Origin of the sequence: Woeseia oceani, assembly GCF_001677435.1 — a bacterium.
GTDB classification, from domain to species: domain Bacteria; phylum Pseudomonadota; class Gammaproteobacteria; order Steroidobacterales; family Woeseiaceae; genus Woeseia; species Woeseia oceani.
In genome coordinates this window covers 1,543,612-1,564,587 of the sequence record NZ_CP016268.1, presented here as the reverse complement: position 1 = coordinate 1,564,587, position 20,976 = coordinate 1,543,612, and the positions used below count along the sequence as shown (strand labels likewise).

General features: G+C 55.3%; 17 protein-coding genes. 8 read left to right on the top strand and 9 right to left on the bottom strand.

Annotation, left to right across the window (positions count from 1 at the left end; all coding sequences use genetic code 11):
* Positions 1-6 precede the first annotated feature (6 nt).
* Positions 7-1,548 carry an oligosaccharide flippase family protein gene (locus tag BA177_RS06885; protein WP_068614613.1) on the top strand — a complete coding sequence of 514 codons (1,542 nt, stop codon included), beginning with the start codon at positions 7-9 and terminating at the stop codon, positions 1,546-1,548.
* 28 nt (positions 1,549-1,576) lie between these two features.
* On the top strand, positions 1,577-2,791 hold the full coding sequence (locus tag BA177_RS06880; protein ID WP_068614610.1) for a glycosyltransferase family 4 protein: 1,215 nt from the start codon (positions 1,577-1,579) through the stop codon (positions 2,789-2,791).
* Positions 2,792-2,797: 6 nt separating this feature from the next.
* Here BA177_RS06880 and BA177_RS06875 read toward each other — a convergent pair whose 3' ends face one another.
* The 8 genes from BA177_RS06875 to BA177_RS06840 all read right to left on the bottom strand — a co-directional run bounded on the left by BA177_RS06875 (position 2,798) and on the right by BA177_RS06840 (position 13,006).
* Entirely contained in the window at positions 2,798-3,610 is an 813-nt protein-coding gene (locus BA177_RS06875; RefSeq protein ID WP_068614607.1) for a class I SAM-dependent methyltransferase, read from the bottom strand.
* 42 nt (positions 3,611-3,652) lie between these two features.
* The gene (asnB, locus tag BA177_RS06870; protein WP_082989937.1) at positions 3,653-5,497 is read right to left on the bottom strand and encodes an asparagine synthase (glutamine-hydrolyzing); all 1,845 of its coding nucleotides are present in this window, start codon (positions 5,495-5,497) and stop codon (positions 3,653-3,655) included.
* Positions 5,498-5,511: 14 nt separating this feature from the next.
* Positions 5,512-6,918, bottom strand: a complete 1,407-nt coding sequence (locus tag BA177_RS06865; RefSeq protein ID WP_068614601.1) for a phenylacetate--CoA ligase family protein — start codon at positions 6,916-6,918, stop codon at positions 5,512-5,514.
* Between the two features lie 2 nt (positions 6,919-6,920).
* Positions 6,921-8,171 (bottom strand): glycosyltransferase family 4 protein, encoded by a 1,251-nt coding sequence (locus BA177_RS06860; RefSeq protein ID WP_068614598.1) that lies wholly within the window; start codon positions 8,169-8,171, stop codon positions 6,921-6,923.
* 42 nt (positions 8,172-8,213) lie between these two features.
* Positions 8,214-9,329, bottom strand: coding sequence for a glycosyltransferase family 4 protein (locus BA177_RS06855; protein WP_068614594.1), 1,116 nt, complete (start codon positions 9,327-9,329; stop codon positions 8,214-8,216).
* Positions 9,322-10,614 carry an O-antigen ligase family protein gene (locus BA177_RS06850; protein WP_068614591.1) on the bottom strand — a complete coding sequence of 431 codons (1,293 nt, stop codon included), beginning with the start codon at positions 10,612-10,614 and terminating at the stop codon, positions 9,322-9,324. The genes BA177_RS06855 and BA177_RS06850 overlap by 8 nt, the downstream gene beginning before the upstream one ends.
* Complete coding sequence (locus BA177_RS06845; RefSeq protein WP_068614589.1) at positions 10,614-11,750, bottom strand: glycosyltransferase family 4 protein; 1,137 nt, start codon at positions 11,748-11,750, stop codon at positions 10,614-10,616. The genes BA177_RS06850 and BA177_RS06845 overlap by 1 nt, the downstream gene beginning before the upstream one ends.
* A 116-nt stretch (positions 11,751-11,866) precedes the next feature.
* Entirely contained in the window at positions 11,867-13,006 is a 1,140-nt protein-coding gene (locus BA177_RS06840; RefSeq protein WP_068614586.1) for a glycosyltransferase family 2 protein, read from the bottom strand.
* 321 nt (positions 13,007-13,327) lie between these two features.
* Between BA177_RS06840 and BA177_RS06835 the strand changes: the two genes are divergently transcribed.
* A complete protein-coding gene (locus tag BA177_RS06835) occupies positions 13,328-14,380 on the top strand; it encodes a FemAB family XrtA/PEP-CTERM system-associated protein (RefSeq protein ID WP_197493372.1) in 1,053 nt (350 codons plus the stop codon).
* Between the two features lie 7 nt (positions 14,381-14,387).
* On the opposite strand, the gene BA177_RS06830 is transcribed toward BA177_RS06835, so the two are convergent.
* Positions 14,388-15,134 carry a YdcF family protein gene (locus BA177_RS06830; protein WP_068614583.1) on the bottom strand — a complete coding sequence of 249 codons (747 nt, stop codon included), beginning with the start codon at positions 15,132-15,134 and terminating at the stop codon, positions 14,388-14,390.
* 343 nt (positions 15,135-15,477) lie between these two features.
* Here BA177_RS06830 and BA177_RS06825 point away from each other — a divergent pair, with 343 nt between their 5' ends.
* The 5 genes from BA177_RS06825 (at position 15,478) to BA177_RS06805 (ending at position 20,962) form a co-directional block, all read left to right on the top strand.
* Positions 15,478-16,701, top strand: coding sequence for a DegT/DnrJ/EryC1/StrS family aminotransferase (locus BA177_RS06825; protein WP_068614580.1), 1,224 nt, complete (start codon positions 15,478-15,480; stop codon positions 16,699-16,701).
* Between the two features lie 227 nt (positions 16,702-16,928).
* Positions 16,929-17,762 (top strand): GNAT family N-acetyltransferase, encoded by an 834-nt coding sequence (locus tag BA177_RS06820; RefSeq protein WP_197493371.1) that lies wholly within the window; start codon positions 16,929-16,931, stop codon positions 17,760-17,762.
* A gap of 37 nt (positions 17,763-17,799) precedes the next feature.
* Positions 17,800-18,840 carry a glycosyltransferase family A protein gene (locus BA177_RS06815; protein WP_068614574.1) on the top strand — a complete coding sequence of 347 codons (1,041 nt, stop codon included), beginning with the start codon at positions 17,800-17,802 and terminating at the stop codon, positions 18,838-18,840.
* A gap of 2 nt (positions 18,841-18,842) precedes the next feature.
* The gene (locus BA177_RS06810; RefSeq protein ID WP_068614571.1) at positions 18,843-19,934 is read left to right on the top strand and encodes a GNAT family N-acetyltransferase; all 1,092 of its coding nucleotides are present in this window, start codon (positions 18,843-18,845) and stop codon (positions 19,932-19,934) included.
* Between the two features lie 8 nt (positions 19,935-19,942).
* On the top strand, positions 19,943-20,962 hold the full coding sequence (locus tag BA177_RS06805) for a polysaccharide deacetylase family protein (RefSeq protein ID WP_082989932.1): 1,020 nt from the start codon (positions 19,943-19,945) through the stop codon (positions 20,960-20,962).
* The last annotated feature ends 14 nt before the right edge of the window (positions 20,963-20,976 follow it).

Genomic DNA, 20,976 nt, shown 5'->3' with positions numbered 1-20,976 from the left:
CTGACCATGTCAATCGGTAAGAGAGTCGCCAAGAACGTTTTCTCCAACTGGGCGAATCTGGCAGTCAATATCGTCATCTCGTTCTTCCTTGCGCCGTTCATTGTGAAATCGCTCGGCAATACCTGGTATGGCATCTGGGTCATCATGATGCAGTTTACCGGGTATTTGTACCTGCTCGATTTCGGCGTGAGGGAATCGGTCATACGCTATGTATCGAAATTCCTTGCCAGCAAAGAAAGCGAAAGTCTCGACGAAATCCTCAGTGCCAGTCTGCTCTTTTACAGCGGAATAGGCTTTATTGCCTTGGCAGTATCCACCGCACTGGCGTTCGGCTTCTCCAGCATTTTCAACGTTGATCCCGACGTTGTGCCAGTTGCAAAAATCGTCATTGTCCTCGCCGGGCTGACCATTGGCCAGACTCTCGCATTCAACGTCTATACCGGCGTAGTTATGGGTCTGCAGCGCTACGATATCTTTAACAAGATCGGCATTGTCTTTGCCTTCATACGTCTTGCACTGATACTCGTATTTCTCAATCTGGGTTACGGAATACTGGCGCTGGCCATTATTCAACTGGTGATCGGCCTCGGCAACAACCTGCTGATTTACCGGGCTTCCAAGATACTGCTGGGCGAACACGGCTACCAGCTACGCTACAAACACCGGCCATTGCGTGAGCAGATCCCCGTATTCCGTTCACTCTACAATTACAGCGTTCACGTAGTCGTCAACAATCTGGGGCAGAAAGCCATTTTCTATACGGATGCACTGATCATTGGTGTATTCATGAATGCCGCGTCGGTTACCTTCTATGCCATTGCCGGCAACCTGATAGAGTACCTTCGGCGCCTGATCCTGATCTCCAATACGGTATTGAACCCGCTGGTCAGCGAGCTGGAAACCAAGAAGGACACAGCGGCCATTCAGACCGTTCTTATGCAGGGTGGCAGGCTTTCCATGTTGATGGCATTGCCCATTGCGGCGATCTATCTGACGATGGGACGGCAATTCATTGGTCACTGGATGGGTTACGAATACGCCGCACTATCTGGCGACGTCCTCTTTATTCTGGCGGTGTCTGTTGCCCTATCCACACCGCAGAACACCATCAGCAGTATTCTCTACGGTATCAGTCGACACAAAATAATTGCGAACCTGCGCATTGTAGAAGCTATTGCCAATTTCGCCATTAGCATTGTACTGGTGCAATCGCTCGGCATAATAGGCGTCGCCCTCGGTACGGCCATTCCGCAGATTGTCATAATGACGATCGTGCTGCCGCTCATGGTCCTGCGTTTGCTCAAACTACCTGTCGGCAAATACGTACTCGAAACCTACGTCCGTCCCGTTGCCGCAACCGCACCGTTTGCTGCCGCCTGTTACGCGGTCAATACTTATATTCCAGCGTCGTCCTTGCTGACACTCATGGTGCAATTTGCGTTGCTCGGCCCTGTCTATCTGGCTGGTGCCTGGTTCATTGCATTGCATACCCGGGAAAGACGACAGTACGGACAGGTCCTCCGGAGTTACCTCCCTGCCCTCTCCTGAACCCCGCAAAACAGGCGATCAAATAACAATGAAAAAAGTCCGCATCATGTACTGCGAAGGCAATATCGACGGAACCATCGGTGGTTCCTACTACAGCTTGCTGTTCCTTACAGCAGGACTGGACCGCTCGAAGTACGAGCCTGTCGTTGTATTCCGCAAAGACAATGGACTCATTGCCCGCTATAACGAGGCAGGTGTACAAACCATGGTGATTCCACATCCATCGCCAATGAGTTTCGATCCGCCCGGTGAAAAGTCATCGCTGCTCTATCGTCTGAGCTACCCCGCCCTGCGTATCGTTCAGAAAGCTGTGAATTTTTTTCGTTTCCTGCCCTTCGCCGCTTTGAAGCTTGCACGGCTGTTACGGCGAGAGCGTATCGATCTACTACACCTGAACAATTCGATCATTCGCAATAACGAGTGGATGCTCGGCGCTCAAATCGCGGGTGTTCCAGCGATCACCCATGAGCGTGGAATTAACAACAGTTACCACCGACTTTCCCGTTACTACGCTCGTCGTCTGTCGTGCGTCGTGTGCATATCAGATGCCGTGCGCGACAACTTGCTGGACAAGGGTGTGATCATCCGGCGTGCGGAAACCATTTATAACGGCATTGATCCCGACATCATGCAAGCCACGAGTGATCCGGCCGAGATCCGGGCGGCACATCAGGTTGATCCCAACGCAAAACTCATCGGCGTGCTCGGGAACATTAAAGAGTGGAAAGGTCAGGAAACGGCGGTTCGTGCCATGCCATTGATCCTCCGGCAACATCCGGATACGGTTTGCATGCTGGTCGGCGATGTTTCCCCGAGTGACAGCTACTATTATGAGCGGCTGCAAGCCTTGATCGAGGAACTAGAACTCGGCGACCGAATAGTGTTCACGGGTTACACCAACCGCGTACCGGAATACCTGAATGCGCTGGATATCATGCTGCATACATCCATCGACCCGGAGCCGTTCGGGCGGGTCCTTATCGAAGCCATGTCATTGCGCAAGCCACTGATTGGTGCCGCCGCCGGCGCTGTACCGGAAATCATAGACAATGGCGTCTCCGGCTATACCTTCGATCCCGGCAATAGCGAAGACCTTGCCGATAAAGTGATCCGAATGCTGGATGACCCGGCCGCCGCCAGCGCAATGGCCAAGCGCGGCTACGACTTGCTGCACCAGAAGTTCCACATCGACATCAATGTTCAACGCACCCAGGAACTGTATGCTGATATTCTCGCCGACTAACGTTCGTTACTTGCGTTTTTCGAATACCAGAATATTGCCAAAGGCCGGTCCACCCCAGCGAAACACCCGGAACCACAACCAGTTAAACCAGTGAATTAATTTCTTCAGTACCGGCGTCGGCACGACCCAGTACATTTCCGAGAACTGACCTGCGCGACGACTGATCAGCTTCAAACCGTGTTTGTCGAATTCACGCACCAGCCACGGAATGTCCGCCTGCCGGGTCATTAACCGACCTTCATCCGTCTCTTCCCAGTTCTCAATACCAGCGGGTGTATCTATTACCTCGGCTCGTTCGCGACGCAATACTTTCTTCAGGAAGCGCAGGACAACCGACTGCAGCGAACGTTTATTGCCTTCACTAATCGCCAGACGGCCGCCCGGTGCAAGAATCCGGCTCAGCTCTGCAATAGCGGTCGTGACATCCGGAACATGCATGAGCACGCCCCAGCAAACGATATACTGCATCGCGCCGTCATCCATTGTTATCGCCGTCAGATTCGCCTGCCGGAGTTCGATAGCCTGTTCGTACCTGGTCCCGCGTAAAGCGTCTCCTGCCATATCCAGCGCGTGCTGGGACAAGTCAGTACCCAGTACTGTCAGGCCCTGATCGACAAGGTGCTTGGACTTCGCGCAACTGCCGCAACCGGCATCCATAACCTGAGCGCCGGGAGGCGCTCCGAATTCCTTAACAATATGTGAGAACGCCATGCGGTAGAAATGCTCATTGTCAGGAGTCCGGTAGTTATCCCGCCATTCCTCATGAATATCGCGTTTGCTCAGCGTACTTTCTGCTGCCTTTGATCCGTCTTTTTCCACCGTTCTGCTCCGTTGATGGTTCCCGCGCGAATTGCACTGCGCTCAGAGTTCGTATTGTTCTTTCCATGTCAGGAAATTCAGTGTGGTCCACAAAATTTCCGAATGATCCGCTTTGCCATCCCGATGTTGCGCCAGCCTGTCCTGTAGCGTGGACTTATCCAGCAGTCCTTCGTAGTCGGTGTCGTTGATCAGCCGTTCGATCGTTGCACCCAGTCCGTCCGATTCACGGAAGTATTGCGCCAGCGGTACGCCGAACCCGGATTTCCGCCGATGCACGACATCATCCGGCAGATACCGACTCGCGACCTTCTTGACCACCTGTTTGGTATCCCAGCCACGGGTCTTGCACGAAGACTGCAAGTGATTGGCGAACTCCACGACGCGATAATCAAGGAACGGGACACGCGCTTCGATGCTCGCCCCCATGCTCATCTTGTCCTGCCGGTTCAGGATCGACACCAGATAGGTTTTCTGATCATTTACAGACAATCTCGCCATAATATCGCCGCCATCGGCCAGCTCGTGAGCGATCTTCCGGCGGTAGTCGAGACTTGACGGTATGACGTTATCGAGTACCGCCCGCACTTCTTCATCCTGTCCACTTGCCGCATTCAGCAACACGCGATCTTCCCGTGAAATATCGAGGTAACGGCGCAGTTTGGCGAAACGGTGATCCCGCAGCACGGTTGCCGCTGTTGACAGCAACGGCTTGCTTAACCAGCTGACACGATCCAAAGTCGCGGCGAATCGCGGCAAATGGTAGCGCGGATAGCCAAGGAACAATTCGTCAGCGCCCTCTCCGGTCAATACGACGGTCACAAAATCCTTCGCCAGTTTACTGACTGCATAGATGTGGACGGAATTTGCGAAATTTAGCGGTTCATCATTCAAATGAACCAGCTGTGGAACATAGTCCGCAAAATCCTTGCTGGTAATCCGGATTTCATGGTGCGTTGTGCCGTACTTGGCGGACACCTTGCGGGCGTACTCGGATTCGTCGAAAGCTACTTCGTCAAAGCCTACCGAGAAGGTATTGATCGCACTGCCACGCGCACGCGCCGCAAGGGCCGTCACCAGGCTTGAGTCCACGCCGCCGCTGCAGAACGTACCAAGCGGCACTTCACTCATCAACCGCACATTGACCGCATCGGTCAGCAGTTCATCCAGGCGATCAACCGCGGCATCCATCGTATGAATGCCGGTATCGCTACCGGAGTGCTCATTCCAGTACTGTTGAATCGTGACGCCCTCGTCACTGACCAGCATGTGGTGACCTGGCAGCAAGGATTGAACACCGTCGAACAAGGTTTGCTCGCCGCATACCGCGCGAAACATGAAGTACTCATAGACCGCCTGAGTATTGATTCGGGGTTCGTGCAGTCCACTGGCCAATACCGACTTGATTTCCGAGGCGAAGACAAAACCCTTGTCCGTATTTGTGTAATAGAGAGGTTTGATACCCAGTCGGTCACGCGCGATAAACAGTTCACGCTTGCGCTTGTCCCACACGGCAAAGGCGAACAGTCCGTTCATGTGCGTAACGCAATCGGCGCCGTACTCTGCGTAGAGGTTGAGGACTACCTCCGTGTCCGAATCGGTACGAAACGAATAGCCCTTGCTTTGCAGCGACGCGCGCAACGCCGCATAGTTGTAGGTTTCGCCGTTGTAGACGATACAGAGGTTCCCGGTCGCATCGGTCATGGGTTGTTGACCCGTGGTCAAGCCAATGATGCTCAATCGGCGATGCCCGAGCCCGAGGTCTCGATCTACGTACACGCCTTCTTCATCCGGCCCGCGATACACCATGCAATCACGCATGGCCAGCACTGCACGTTCGTCCACGGCCCGATCGCGATCCCTATGAAATATTCCGTTAATGCCACACATGCGTTACTTGTTCCTCAGATTCCGAGCGCCACTCGGGAAATCACCCATTTGAATTTCCCGGATGCCGATCGCTCAAGCTCATCGACGATCTCTATACGAATTTCTATGCCCGCTCCCAGCCGGTCCTGCAAGCCGTGCACCAGCGCATCCGTGTGTTCTTCACTAAACCCCTTGCCGGGCACCAGCTTCACTACAACCAGGTCCAGTGATTCCTGAATGATCTGCGATTCTTCAATCGTGGTCAGCGGTTTAAACGGGTGGGTCAGAACCGACGGGGAGATGATCCTGCCATCTTTGAGCGTCAAAGAATCTTCCGCTTTGGTCGCGACATCTTCCATCAACGGCAAGCCCCGCCCGCAACTGCATTTTTCCGCCTTGAGGGCCGACATGTCATTGGTAACGTAACGTATCAGCGGCATCGCGATATTGTGCAGCGATGTCGCTACCAGAGTCCCGGTCTCACCTGTTGCAACCGGTTTCAGGTCGCGGTCCAGGAGTTCGGTAATGCCGTATTCCGCACACACGTGATGCCCCATATGCTGATCGCATTCGGTCGCAAACAAGACCCGCTCCGCCGCCCCAAAGTAGTCAAACACCTTGCAAGCGAAGCTTTCCTCTATTGTTTCCCGCTGGAAGTCATAAAGCGTCTCGGAAGATGACAATACCGCATGCAGCGGCAAGGTCTCGCCTTTATTCTTGAGGTACTTCGCCAACACATAGAGTGTTGACGGGTAGCCATCGAGCACGCGTGGGTTAAACTTCCGTAGCTCAGCGACGTAGGCTGGCAGGTTGTCCTGCGACAAATGGAAAGACGATAACAGCATCTGCCGGTGCAAATAATTATAGCGCCAGTACGGTGGTTTGCTCTGATTGAGAGGCACAATGACATTGCCGCGAATCACAGCGACTTTATCGCCGGAGCGACCTAGGCGCGTATCCGCCCAACGATACTGACGATCCAGCATCGCGTAGTTGATGCGGATCATGTCTTCGTCATAACACACTTCGAGCGGCGAACCGGTCGTACCACTCGTATTGCCACGTGCGACTGTTTTGAGGTCGAATTCGTCTGACAAGAGGTCCGCGAAGCGTGTCCGAATAATGTCCTTGGTCAATACGGGCAGTTTATGCAGGTCCGCACTGGTCGCGATGTCCGCCACCTTGAGTCCACGCTCATCCATGACTTGCCGATAATACGGAACATGCTGATAAGCGTAGGCGACAATTCTCTGTAATTGCTTGTTCTGGTACGCCTCGAGCTGCCGCTCGTCGTACCATTGACTCTTCTCAAGCAAAGCCTGAAATTCCCGAAAGCGACCACCGTAACGCTGACGGTCAAGCAGCACACTGAACGCGGTAACCGCCAGATTCTGCAGCGTGGCCGGCAGGCGGTCATACAGTTTTTTGTACGGCGTCTCCATAGTTAGCTGCCTTGCTCTCCGCGTGCCGAATGCATGTCGCGCTTGCCAACTTCCTCATACACACCGTCAAGCACCTGACCAATACCTGCCCAGGAATAGCGCTCTACAGCGAGTCGACGCGCTGACTTGCCAAGCTCCTCGCGTCTGTCACGACTCTTGAGCAATTCGACAGTTCGACGAATGAAGCCCTTGCTGTCATTTTCAATACATATATCGAGACCGTTGGTCACTTCGATTCCCTCACAACCCACTGATGTCGATACGATCGCTTTTCCTTGTGCCAGCGCATCAAGCACCTTCAGCCGTGTACCGCCGCCGACCCGAATCGGCACGACATAAACCGCCGACTTTGCCACGTAGGGACGAATGTCATCGACGAAGCCCGTCACGATTACCGATGCATCCTGTTTCGCGATGTCCAGTATTTCCCGGGTCGGATCTTGCCCAATTACGTAAAACTTCACATCAGGAACTGCCGCCTTGATCTCGGACCACATGTCACGAAGCATGTACATGACAGCATCTTCGTTGGCGAACATGTTCATGCCGCCGGTGTAGATAATGGCCGGCTCGACAACGGCCTCCAGCGGTTTGAAGTATTCGATATCCACACCATTCGGAACAATTGCGGTGCGAACCGCCGGTGCCATCGCGAGCAGATCTTTTTCGTCCGTGCTGGACATCATCACATTGACGTCGAACTTCGGGCTCTGGCTGGCTTCGTAGTCACGCAACAATCGCGCTTGTCGGGCTACATACCAACGGCCGAACGCCGTGCGCTCAACTTTTGATCGCCGCTCCATCAAGTTCGATTCTATATTGTGATGGGTTAACACTGACGGCACCTTTGGCGCGTATTTCAGGTAGCGCGCGAGGCCAATCGTGTCGTAGTGAACAACGTCGAAATCGTGTTCGGTCAATAACTTCTGCATGCATTTTCGATATGCCGCCGATGTATGCGCGAGGGCGCTGAACGGGCCGGGATAAACCGTGCCGATGCTCAGTGCCAGGAGCTTGTGCAGCTTTGACTTCTTGGGCCACAGGTCGAAGTAGTGTACCGATGTGCACATACCTTCAAGCACGCGCCGACTCTCATCGATCATCGTCTGATCCGTGAGGATCTCCGGATGAATGTACGCCAGCAGATGAACCTCATGCTCTTTGGCAATTTCGCGAACGATGTTGTAACCACGTTGCAGTACTCCGCCATGAGGCGGGTACGGAACAATCTGGGATAAAAATAGAATCTTCATTGTTATTTTCGGTTCACCGTCTGTTCGGCCTCTATAGCCAACTTATGAACACACTTCCTCGTAAAGAATTTCGTGCCGTTCCGCGAGCCGTCGCGCTGTGAAGTTATCGTGATAGTGCTGCCGGGCTTCCGCGCCCAGTCGTTCACGCAACTCTTTGTCCCGCAACAGGGATGCCATGGCGGCAGTCATACCGTCGATATCGCGCGGCTGGAGCATCCGCCCATGGCGCCCATCGTCCAGGATTCGCGGTGTCTCGCCGACAGCGGTGGCGACGATCGCGCGACCGAGTGCCATCGACTCCAGCAACACCATCGACATTGCCTCCCACAACGATGGCTGGAAAAAGACATCGATATGCGGAATAACGGACTGCGGTGCCTGTTTGACCCAGCCCAGGAATTCCACCACATCCTGCAAACCCAGTCGTTCAACCTCTCGTTCCAGTTCCTCTTGCAGTGGACCGCCGCCAGCAATCAGAAAGACGAACGGTGGTACGTCCATGCTTTTCAGCTTCGCCGCGACCTTGATCAGATCCGGCATACCCTTTTGCTCAATCAGGGTGTTAACGCTGCCAATGACGACCCGGCCTTGGGCTCTGTACTTGCCGATAGTCGGCTCGGCCGGCAGTTCGGCCAGCACATCCACTCCGTTCCAGACTGTCTGCACCCGATCCGGCGGCATTCCGTACAACTGCAAAACGCCTTCGCGCTGATGCTCCGACACGGAGACCAATCGGTCAGGAATGCGCCACGTCGCCCGCTCTATTCGTTGGAAGTTGGCTGCCCGTTCCGGGTAGTTCCCGTAGTGAAACGTGTGAACATGACGAAGACCCGGCGTGGTCAGTCGACAAACGGAACCGTCCATCAATGAATGCACGTCGTGCGAGTGTATTAGATCAAACTTCTCGCGGGCAATCAGACGCCGCAATCGCCATGAGGTAAAATAATCAGGCTTGTCGCGATTGGGCCTTGCCACTGCGTGGACAACGGTCCCCTCCCCCTCGATCTTCTCGGCAACCACACCTTTTTCTTTCAAAAAACAGACGTGCACGTCGAACCGATCGCGGTCTATGCGGCGACAGATATTGGCCGATACTTCTTCGGCACCGCCAATATGCAGCGTCGAATGAACCAACAATACTTTCTTCTTATCAGGCACTGCGGCTTTTCACTCCGTTTTTTCCAGTCAGGGGACGATCATCAGTCGCACCATCGGCGTTGACAGTCGCATGCTGCCGAAGCTCTTCAAACTTGTTCTCATAGGCGAACGTCGCCGCCACGATGATGCCGGATAGCACAAAGATATGTGGGTAGTACGCCACAGAAAGAAACGCCCCACCGATACAAAAGCTGACCAGCGCCGCATTCAACATCAGGAACAAACGCTCGAATGACGCAACTTCCGGGTGGGGACTGCCCCGTGCCCGGAGTCGCAGGCGGTTCAACCGGCGGTAATTGCCGACCAGCAACGCCATCAGGCAAACAAAACCGGGGATACCCAGTTCACCGATCACCAGAAAATACATGGAATGTGCAGTCAGCCAGGGCAGGTTCTGATCACCAAACTCCGGCGGCCTGAACTCGGTGCCCAAGGCGACCGGAAAATGTCCGCTACCTACGCCGGTCAAGGGATGCGCCGCCGCCATCCGCACACCCGACTTCCAGGCCATGATCCGACCCATCGCAGACCCTTCTTGCTCGTAGTTCGCGATCGTCTGCATACGATTGAAGTATTCTGGCGGTGCGAAAGCCATGACCACGACACCCACGATTGCAAGTAATACCACGCCCAAGACTTTGTGTTTGCCGGTCCACCAAAGAAAGCCCAGCGAACCCGCCAACGCCAATGAAGCGCCACGCGATTGAGTTCCAATGATTGCAAGAATCAGTAACCCGAGTGCGGCCAGCCAGACGCCTTTAGCAATCTTCGAACTGGCCTCAAGCAGAAGATAGAGGCACATCGGTAAAATAACGCACACCGACAACGAAAAATCATTGCCATCACCCAGGAAAAAAGCGCCACGCAAGTAGGAACGTGTTTCTGGCTGAAGAATAACGGCCGGGTTCAGCCCCAACAGGAGTATGTGGACAAAAATCAGAACCGCAAACAAGCGTTTAAGTTTCGCAACGTCCGTTGCTAACTTGACGATCATCACGTACCAAAAGACGTAGCCCAGCGCGAACTTGAAAACCGTCCAGGAATAGAGCGTAACATCGGCAATCAGCACCGAGAACGCCAGCAAAAAGAGGTAGAAGAACAACCATTTTGTCGTAACGTTGCCGAACATCCGGCCGTTGCTGATCGGTTCAGATAATGAAGCCGCAAAGACAAAAGTCAGCAATGGAACAATGGTGCCAATCTTGATGGCGGCAATAATGGGGATAAAACTGCCAGGAGAAACGTACTCCAGGAAAATGGACAGCAGGAGTCCCGCAAACAGCATTAGCCGACCCGCCCTGACATCAGCGACGAGTAAATCGCTTCAAATTTCTTAACGCGGGAGTCGTGATCAAACTTCTCGGCAATTGTCTGCCTGCCACGGCGGGCCATTGCCAGATGACGGTCTGGGTCAGCAAGATAATCGGCAACACCGTCAACCAGCTGTTGCTTTGAATGCGCGTCAATCAATGTGCCGCTAACGTTGTGCACGAAAACTTCACCGGTGCCACCTACATCTGTGGCAACGACTGGGGTCTCCATCAACAGCGATTCCAGAATTACGTTGGGCATGCCTTCGGTAAACGAGCTCTGTATCACCAGATCCGCACTGTTGTACACAGCGAGCATGTCACTTTGATAGCCCGCAAAAAGGATCCGATCCTGCAACCCGAGTTCGGCTGTCAGAGTCCGTAGCGATGATTCTTCCGGCCCGATACCGACGAACGCCAAACGGGTATTTGAGTTGGTCCTGTTGATCTCAGCATACGCTTCCAGCAACAAGGCTTGCCCTTTCTCAAGGCTCAAACGGCCAATGTTGAGCAGCAGCACGCAATCGTCAGCGATGCCGAGCTCACTCCGGAAACGCCGGTCATCGTGGTTTGGTTGGTAATCGTTAATAACCAGCGCATTAACGACAACATCTATATTCTGAGCCTGAACTCCTTCCGCCAGCAATTGCCGCTTCATTAGTTCACTAACCGTGATTACCCGGTCAAAACGCCGCAGCAACCGGATGTCCACCGACTTGTAGACCGACCGTTTGAAATTATTGGCGATCCAGCCGTGACAGGTTGAGACTATCGGGATTTGCTTCCGCCAAGCGCAATAAAGACCGGCGAGATTCGAGCGGAAATCATGAGTATGCAGCATATCAATATCCAGCTCTTCAATCGTCGCCATGAGCTGCCGAACCACATTGAGATCGAACGCGGCTTGCTCAACAATCGCGCAGGTATCGAGTCCGCGCTGGCTTGCATCACTCAAGTAAATATTGGCGTTGACGTCATCACCGCAAAAGCCGCCAACAATCAGTTTGAAGCGCTCACTATCCAGGCTCTCTGCAGTTTGCAGCACAGTACGACCCGGCCCATCAACCCAGGGCGAATCACGCAAATCGAGAATATTGATCGGTCTATGCATACTGAAACAAAACGCAGGTGATCCGGATTGAGCAGGGAATACCGTGGGTACAGGTAGCCGGAAAAAGCTCCGTCTCACGGCCGTACAAGCGGTGAGTAAACGATGGTCCTTGCACCTCAGGTGCGCCTCGATGGCGTCCATATTTCCTGACGTACACCGCGCAGGTAACGTACCCATGCTATGAAAATAGCAACGTTGGAAATAGTAAAGAACAGCGCCACTTTGCTCAGCATCGACGGTTCAACCTTGCCTTCGCGTTGCCACGCAATGAACGCGACAGCATAGAATATCAATTGCCCGACCAGCGCTACCATATATATCGGTGACGGCAACAATAATGCACTCGCAAGCAACATGCCGAGCAGAAAAAAGGGTACGCACCAGCGCATTACTTTGTGTGACAGCAAAAACAGTGAAAAAACCGGGTAACGCAGCGGGTTCAGCAATGCCTTGCGCTTGAATATTGCTGTCATGCCTCGAATGACCGTGCGAACCTTGCGTTGAAACTCGTCACGTGAATCGGCAACGGCAGTCATGTAACCGCGAGCAGCAGGACAGGAAATCGCCCGATAGCCTTGAGTTACAGTGTGCAGGACCGACAACAGATCCGGTGCGATGCCCTCCGGAAACTCCGGAACAATGCTGCGTCGTTGCGCGTAAAATGAGCCGCTTGCGCCAACAATCGAGCCGACCCGCGACTCCTGATTACGCAAGTACAATTCGTACCTGCCGTAAAGCCCCTCGCCTGCTCCGCCTTCGATCATGTCCTCACCGGACACGCAACCAATCTGCTCATCGGCGAACGGCCGGACGATTTCAATCAATGCATCATCGTCCAGCATGATTGATGCGTCAGAGAACACCACGATGTCGCCGGTGGCAGCCGCGATACCCTGGTTGAGCGCATTGCCTTTGCCTTTACGCTCGGGCAAGTCGATGAAGCACAGCCGCGAATCCGTCTCGAACTGTCGAACGATGTCGCCGGTACCGTCCACCGAGCCGTCCGAAACCACGACAAGCTGCATAGGACCGGGGTACCGGGTCGCGAGAGTATTTTCGATTTTCGCGCCAATGACAGACGCTTCGTTGTGTGCCGGGATGAGTACCGTGATCGAAAACCCGCCCACAGCAGCTGCATCGGCGCCCGCATCATCAGCACCGCGACGCAGTACAGCGCCCAGCAGCATGAGGATTAGCGGATAACCGAAATACGTGTAAAAGACGGCCAGAAAACTGACCCAGAACAAGGCTTCCATGGCGGCTTAAACTATTGATTTAGTGTTGATAATTCTAGGCATTGCTTCACAGTTACGAGCACCGGTGCATGACCACCGGCGCCACTTTAGCGGAATTCCATTGCGCTTTCCGGTTTTCCTGGTAGCAACCCGGCAGACGCCGGAATTGTCTGCCGTTGCTCACTGCCGGTGCCGCGCTCAGGTACAATGCCGCCGGTTGAAAATGCGGGCAGATTTGATACGGAATCGGCGTACTGTGACCGCTCACCCACCGAGGCATTGCCAGATACGGCACCATTGGCGTCCGATATCGGCCACCACCCACAAGACCCAGACCCATCTATGAGCAAGTTGTTAGAAAACGGCGTTCACCATTTCGACCCCAGTGCTGAAAATCGCGATTCCTGGAACCACTTTGTTGCAACCAGCGAAACTGCCGGTTTCTACCATCAGTTTGAGTGGCAAGAGATCAACCAAACCGAATTCGGCCACCGCACCTGGTACCTTGCCTCGCTCAACGATGGGGCCATCGACGGGGTATTTCCGCTGGTTCTGATAGAGAGCCGTATTTTCGGCCGAATTCTTTGCTCGATGCCATTCGTCAACTACGGTGGTCCGTCGGCAGTGAACAGCGCTGCGAACGATGCGCTGGTCGCCCGCGCCTGTGAGATTGCCAGAGAGCAGAAGGCCGACTTCCTCGAGATCCGCGGCCTTGGCGTCTGCGACCAGAGCCTGCCCCGGTCCGAACACAAGGTTTCCATGACCATTGCGCTCGCAAACGACCCTGACGAAATCTGGAACTCGTACAAGTCCAAACACCGCACCAACATCCGCCGGGTCTACAAGGACGGCGTAACCGTCCAATCCGGTGGCATGGAGCTGTTGGACACCTTCTACGCCATCATGAGCCGTTCCTGGCGTGCACTTGGCACACCGATATACCGGAAGCAGTATTTTCAATCGATTATCGAATCACTGGGTGATCAGATCCGAATTTACGTAGCCAGCCAGAACGGTCAGCCCGTGGCCACCGCTTTCAACGGTCAGTTTGGTGGCACTGTTGAGGGTATGTGGGCAGGCATGGACCCGGACTTCCGCAAGGTGCAGGTGAACTACGTTCTGTACTGGGAGATGATCAAGGACGCCTGTGAAGCCGGCTTCCGTGACTATCACCTCGGGCGCTCAACGGCAGACTCCGGTGGCGAGGTATTCAAACAGAAATGGGGCGCCGAAGCGCGTCAATTGTACTGGCAATACTATTTGCCCAACGGCGGCGACCTGCCGGGCCTCAATCCGGACAACCCGAAATACGCACTCGCCATCAAGGTGTGGCGCAAGCTGCCGTTATGGGTGACCCAGCAAGCCGGTCCATTGCTGGCGCGCAGCATACCTTGAGCTACCGCTACCAGTAGCGCTCGGTCTTGCCGCTCAGCCGATACCAGGCAAGGGCCGCGTATTCGTTGACGGCAAGATCTGACACGAGCAAGTGAAACGGGCTGGGCATCAATGACGCCGACCCGGAGTCCTGCGGCAACTGGTAATCCGTAGGCGCGGGTATCGGGCGGCTGCCCTGTGCCTCGAATACCCCCATAGCACGCGGCATGTGCCCGGCAGACGTGATCAGATAGAAGCGTTGCTCACCCAGCATGCGCGCGACCCGTTGCGCACTGTCCGAGGTGTGCACCGCGCCGCCGTCCGCGGTAACCGCCGTGGCCGGAACTCCGGCACTTTCCAGCAGATCCGCCATGATCGCTGTGGCCGTCGCATCCCCGGAAATGACTATGCGCCGGATCCGGCCCTCGGCAAAAAGGCGCCCCGCCTCCAGAACGCGGTACAGCGCCGAACTGCCCGCGCGGCTGCTGAGCGGCATGCGTGGATCGTCGGCGGCGTATGCCGTCAAAACCACCGCGGTAGCCAGCGCCGGGTAACGGTCGCCGTCCAGTACCGGGGGGTATCGGTACTCAAGGGGACTGATCAGCATCGACGCGACGATGCCGTTGGAAAAAAACAGGTACAGGATTGCTGCCAGCAAATACGGGTATACCGCCCGGCGCCGCTGTTGCGCCATGAACAGCAACACGCTGCCAAGCAGGAGCAGCAAGGCTATTACGTGAGACGGCAGCATCATGTCCTTGAATATTTCGATCATCTGGTTGCTCTGTAATCTGCGGCAATCTTGTTAGTGACGGGCCTCCGTTGACGACGCTGCCGGGTCAGTCCGGAACCGGGCAATGCATGCACTCATCACTCGGCTGTGATCCGGCGCAGCTCGCCCAACATAATGCCGACCGCCCCATACCCGTAGTGGCCGGACAGGGCGGGCGGCCAGCAAATTCCTGCACGAATTGCGGATACCCGCCACAAGCACGTTCCCCGACCTGCCAGATGCTGTCTATCTCACTGATAATGCAGGTATAATGCGCCTTCCCCGGCAAACAACGCCAGTCCCGGCTGCAACCGCCAACCGCACCGTCACGAGACTTCGACATCATATGAGAACGCTAGCGCCCAGTGGTAGCCCGATTCGCCTGCGCGAACTGCTGGCCTGTGCGACCGCCGTCGGCAAACCGGCGGCAGATACGTTACGGCAGGCGCTGTGTGCCGAGCTGGGTGTGAAACATGCCTTCCTTATGGCCAATGGTCGCGGCGCGATGTCGCTGCTGTTACGCAGCCTGGCCAGTCAGCAAGCTGATCGTGAACGGCGCTACGTCGTCGTGCCCTCCTATACCTGCTACTCGGTTGCCGCCTCTGCGCTGATGGCAGGTCTGGAAGTACTCGTTTGCGACATCGACGAAGACACGCTGTGCTACAACCGCGAACAACTGGAGTCGATTGACTTCAGTCGCGTACTGGCCATCGTCAGCGCCAACCTTTACGGCATCCCGGATCGGCTCCCGGAACTCGAAACGCTGGCACAACGACACGGCGTATTCCTGCTTGACGACGCTGCCCAGTGCTTGGGCGCTACCGTCGCCGGTCGCCGGGTCGGCACTTTTGGTGATGCCGGAATACTGAGCTTCGACAAGGGCAAGATCATCACCTCGATCAACGGTGGCGTCATCGTTACCAACAATGACGCGCTGGCTGCAAAACTGGCCGCGGCACTCGGCGAACTGCAGCCATTGCCATTGGCAACCCGCGTTACCGAGCTCATCAAGCTGGGCGTCTATTTCACAATGCTGAACCCGTGGCTCTATGGCATACCGGCCAATCTGCCGTTTCTGAAGCTGGGCGCTACCCGCTACGAAGATGACTATCCATTGCAGCGTTATTTCGACGGACTCGCACCGCTGGCACTGGCGCAATTTCGCCGCATGGCGGAGATCAACGCAAGCCGACGGGCCTGTGCCGCAATCTACGAAGCTCAACTGCCACGTATGCCGTTGCTCGCAACCATCTCCCCTGTCGCGAACAGTGAACCGGTCTGGCTGCGGTTTCCGCTGCGCATACGCGATGCTGCTGCGCGCACGGACTTTCTCAGCAAGAACCGCAAGAACGGTTGCAGCGCGTCATACCCATTATCCATCGCTGACGTACCAGAGATTCGTGATCGCATCGTCGTCCAGAACGGGACCAGTCACGGCGGAAGAACGATTGCTGGCCAAATCGTCACCTTGCCTACCCATGGCTACGTCAATGACAACGATATTGCACGCATCTGCGACGGACTGACGCTGTTGTCTGCCAGTCCAGCCTGCGCCACCCGGAGTAGCTGAGCTTGCAGTTCGCCATACACAAGCGACTGTCTGACATACCGCTGAGTTCGGCGGCCTGGGATCAACTGGTAGAGGACTCCGGCATTGGCGGTGTTTTTCTCCGCCACGCGTGGATACATACGTGGTGGCAACATCTCGCCGGCAACAAAGAACTGTTCTTCATAACCATTCATTCGAAAGGAGACATCGTCGGCTTCGCACCGCTTATGTTGGACCGTTCACGAACTTTGAGATTCATCGCGGACGAAAACTCCGACTATCTGGGTTTCGTTATTCGTGCCGGCGACACCGCCGTCACAGGCCACTTGATGAAATTCCTCGCTGCGCAGAAATCCTGGCGCGTGCTGCATTTGCGAAATCTGCCAAGAGCAGAGAGCAACGGACAGTTGAAGGCAGCCTGCGAAGCGGCCGGGCTTATCCCCTGGCGCAACTATTCAGTTGTCGCTCCCTACCTTGCGCTTAGCACCGACCGGGCAAAAGCGGAGAAACTGCTCAATAAATACAGTGTGCGCCGCGCCGAACGTCAACTGACTGATCAGGGAGAACTGCGTTACGAAGTGTTCTCCGAAACACAACATACTGATGAGCTTTGGAACGACTTCACCGCTCAGCACATAAAACGTTGCCGCGCCGATCATCGCAAGTCACCCTTTGAGGAGCCGAATTATGCCGCCTTTCTGCGTGCGATATTTGATGCACCTGACCTGCGCGACGCGCTGCACTTTTCGGCAGTTTTGCTCAACGGCCGAGCCGTTGCCTACCATCTCGGCTTCATTTCGAATCAGCGTCTGCTTTGGTACAAGCCCAGTTTCGACACTTCCCTGACCAAAGGCTCCCCGGGAATTGTGCTTATTCGCTGCCTTGCGAACTACGCCTTGGAGCACAACCTCACCGAACTGGATTTCACGATCGGCGCAGAACCCTTTAAAGAACGTTTTTCCAATGGCGTTCGCTACGTAGACACCTATCGGATACACCGCTCAAGGTTGCGCTATCTGCGCGATGCGGGGTACTGGCGCACGCGCGCTTGGATAAAAACACTGATTAAAGGAAAAAAGTGATGTCGGCAAAGAACCGATGCAACACTCAAGATCAGGAATGCACGCTGTGAAACTGTCGGTGATCATCCCAAGTTACCTTCGGGCACCGATGCTGTGCGAAGCCATAGACAGTGTGTTGTCGCAAGATATCGACGACATGGAATTAATTGTCATTGATGATGGCTCCACTGACGACACTCGTGTGCGAGTGCGGCAATACGGCGACCGGATTCGTTACGTTTACCAGGAGAATCAGGGGCTAAGCACAGCCCGTAACAATGGCATCGCACTCGCGCGAGGAGAGTACATTGCCCTGCTCGACAATGACGACTGGTTCATGCCCGGCAAACTGCGGTTGCAGCTGGCGCTGCTGGATGCGCTGCCAGACGTCTCCGGCACCTATAGCAACTTTACTATCTATCGCTCTGACGACGACACAACGCCCAATGGTGTTCAGACCTGGTACGACAACCCTATGGACTGGTCAAAAGTTTTCGACCGGAAAGTACCATTGCGTAAGATTCTGGACGACATCAGTCCCGCGCCAGCCGACACAATGGCGTATGTCGGCTCTTTGTACTCGGCGTCGCTTGAACACTATTTTGTGTTGCCGTCGACAGCTGTATTCAGAAAATCCATGCTCCCGGAGGATGGCCTTTTCCCGGTACACGATCCCATTTGCGGCGACTGGGATTTTTTCGCCCGCATCTCGCGATTAGCTCCATTGTGTTTCGTCGACACCGAGCTTGCTTACAACCGCAGTCACATTGATGAAAGCCGCCTGACCCAAACACGAATGCGTCAGCAGATCGAGCTGCGAATCGACTTTTTGGAACGTGTCTACCGTAAAGATGAGAAATTTTACAAGGAGAACAGAGTGCGGGTTGACCGTGTCCATCAAACGAGACTATCCGAACTCTGCAAACTGCAGCTTCTGGAAGAAGACCAGGACGCTGCCGTAGAAACCTCCGTGCGGCTGAAGAGGCTCGACGTGCCGCTCGGCCGCCGCGAACGGTTGTTGATTGCAGCTTCGGCCATTCCTGGAACCGGTCATTTGCTCAGCCTGGCACGCGCGCTGAAACGGCGCCTGCGACTCTAGCCGTGACCATTCCCAGCGCATTAAGTACGCGCCTGTGCGCGGACCACGACTCACTGCGAGAGCTACGCAGCGACTGGCAGGCACTGGCCGATGTCGCGCGTTCTCCCCTGCTGGACCATGCGTGGTTTGACGCCTGCGCCAAATACCTGCATGCGAACGATACGCTGCATGTATTGGTGCAGTACGACGCCAGTAACACCGTCACGGCTATCGCGCCGTTGGTGAGAATCGAGCGCGAGCGCCGCAGCTGGCTGGAGTTCCTGGGTTCAGCGCAACTCTATGAACCATCGGGCATGCTGTACCGGGACCCGGCCACGCTACCCGCACTTTACAAGGCTGTCGCCGGGACACGCTGGCCCGTGCAGCTGCGTCGCTTGTCAGCGGACCCCGACCACAAGAGTCTCGCGCCCCAACGACGCTGGCAGTCAGGCCTGTGGATGCGGGCCATGACTGCACCCACAGCCGTTCTCGACCTGCAAGACGGCTGGGATGCATTCTATGCCACGCTGTCGTCAAGGCGACGCTATGACCATCGCCGGGCGCAAAAACGAGCTGCCAATTTCGGCACACTGCAATTCCAGGCGTACCAGCCAACAGTCGACGAAGTCTCCGGGTTGCTCGAGCGAGCGTTTGCCATTGAAAACCGGAGCTGGAAAGGCAAGCAGGGTTCGTCGGTGCTGAAACGCCCGCAGCTCGAGTCATTTTTTCGTGGCTACAGTTCGGCAGCAGCAGCCGAAGGCACTTTGCGGGTTTTTTTCCTGGTCGTGGACGAGGTCGCTATTTCTATGGCGCTGTGCGTGGAAAAATACGATGCACTGTGGTTTCTCAAAATCGGCTATGACGACACGTACGCGAAATGTTCTCCCGGCATCCTGCAGCTCATGTATATCATCGAACACTGCTGTAACAACGGCACCTCACGGATCGAACACCTGGGGTCATTCGAGCCCTGGCTCGCTGCCTGGACCAGCCGCGTCCGGGCACACGCGACGTTTGTGCACTATCCACAGAACCTGACAGGGGCGGCCCTCCTGCTTAACGATGCTGTGCGCGTGCTACGCAGCCGGCTAACCTCCGACAACCAGGAAGCCTGACACCGAAGATGCGTAAGATACTGAAAACAATAAAAATACTACTAGCCAGAGGCTTGTTCCACAGCGGCCTCTGGGCGGTGTTTGCCCGCCGACGCCTGGGCGATCAGGCGGTCGTACTGACCTATCACCGGGTAATCGATGAACAACGAAGACCGCGACCGGATTCAAACCCCGGAATCATCGTATCGGCGGACACGTTTGATATGCAGATGCGCGCGCTTCGTGACCACCTGAACCCCGTCTCGCTGGCTGATTTTCACGCTCACGTTGAACACGGCAAACCACTGCCGCCGAAAAGCTGTCTCGTCACTTTTGATGATGGCTGGCTCGACAACTACGAAGTCGCCTTTCCCATACTGCAGAAGTACAAGATTCCCGCCGTAGTCTTCATACCGCTGGACTACATAGACAACAACATTATGTTCTGGCAGGAAGAAATGCTCATGTGGCTGACTACCTTGCTGTCGGCTGGCGATGCCGACAGTCTGCAACGGCTCGCCTCCCTGCTGAACAAGCACGAATCCGCCGCGTCGATAACAATCCACGATATACGGGCACACGTTGTGGCCATGAAAGATTCCAGCGATGACGTGATCACCGAAGCACTGCAATCCCTGCGCCAGGAGCTGGGCAAGAATGGCGAGCCGGCACATTACAATCGCTACCTGAACTGGCAACAGGTAAAGGAAATGCGTACCGCTGGTATCGACTTTGCGTCACATGCTTTGAGTCACCGTATCCTCTGCCGGATGTCGGACGAGCGCTGCCGCGAGGAATTGCAGCAGAGCCGTACTCTGCTCGAGCAGCAACTGGGCGAGCCGGTACGCGCAATAGCCTATCCCAACGGCGATCACGACGAACGGGTCATGCGCAAGACCCGCGAAGCCGGGTACACTCTGGCCTTCGCCACGACCAGCGGCTTGTACAGCCAGGCTGACGAGCCGTTATCGATACCGCGCATGAACGTCCATGAGAACAATTCACGCGACAAGGCCTTGTTTCTTTGCGCGACCATCAACCTGCTTTAGCCGGTACCTGAATC

Coding starts and splice junctions, on each gene's coding strand:
- BA177_RS06885 (WP_068614613.1), top strand. CDS start 7: ATGTCAATCGGTAAGAGAGTCGCCAAGAACGTTTTCTCCAACTGGGCG.
- BA177_RS06830 (WP_068614583.1), bottom strand. CDS start 15,134: ATGATCGAAATATTCAAGGACATGATGCTGCCGTCTCACGTAATAGCC.
- BA177_RS06845 (WP_068614589.1), bottom strand. CDS start 11,750: ATGCATAGACCGATCAATATTCTCGATTTGCGTGATTCGCCCTGGGTT.
- BA177_RS06850 (WP_068614591.1), bottom strand. CDS start 10,614: ATGCTGTTTGCGGGACTCCTGCTGTCCATTTTCCTGGAGTACGTTTCT.
- BA177_RS06805 (WP_082989932.1), top strand. CDS start 19,943: ATGCGTAAGATACTGAAAACAATAAAAATACTACTAGCCAGAGGCTTG.
- BA177_RS06835 (WP_197493372.1), top strand. CDS start 13,328: ATGAGCAAGTTGTTAGAAAACGGCGTTCACCATTTCGACCCCAGTGCT.
- BA177_RS06880 (WP_068614610.1), top strand. CDS start 1,577: ATGAAAAAAGTCCGCATCATGTACTGCGAAGGCAATATCGACGGAACC.
- BA177_RS06815 (WP_068614574.1), top strand. CDS start 17,800: ATGCACGCTGTGAAACTGTCGGTGATCATCCCAAGTTACCTTCGGGCA.
- BA177_RS06840 (WP_068614586.1), bottom strand. CDS start 13,006: ATGGAAGCCTTGTTCTGGGTCAGTTTTCTGGCCGTCTTTTACACGTAT.
- BA177_RS06865 (WP_068614601.1), bottom strand. CDS start 6,918: ATGGAGACGCCGTACAAAAAACTGTATGACCGCCTGCCGGCCACGCTG.
- BA177_RS06825 (WP_068614580.1), top strand. CDS start 15,478: ATGAGAACGCTAGCGCCCAGTGGTAGCCCGATTCGCCTGCGCGAACTG.
- BA177_RS06860 (WP_068614598.1), bottom strand. CDS start 8,171: ATGAAGATTCTATTTTTATCCCAGATTGTTCCGTACCCGCCTCATGGC.
- asnB (WP_082989937.1), bottom strand. CDS start 5,497: ATGTGTGGCATTAACGGAATATTTCATAGGGATCGCGATCGGGCCGTG.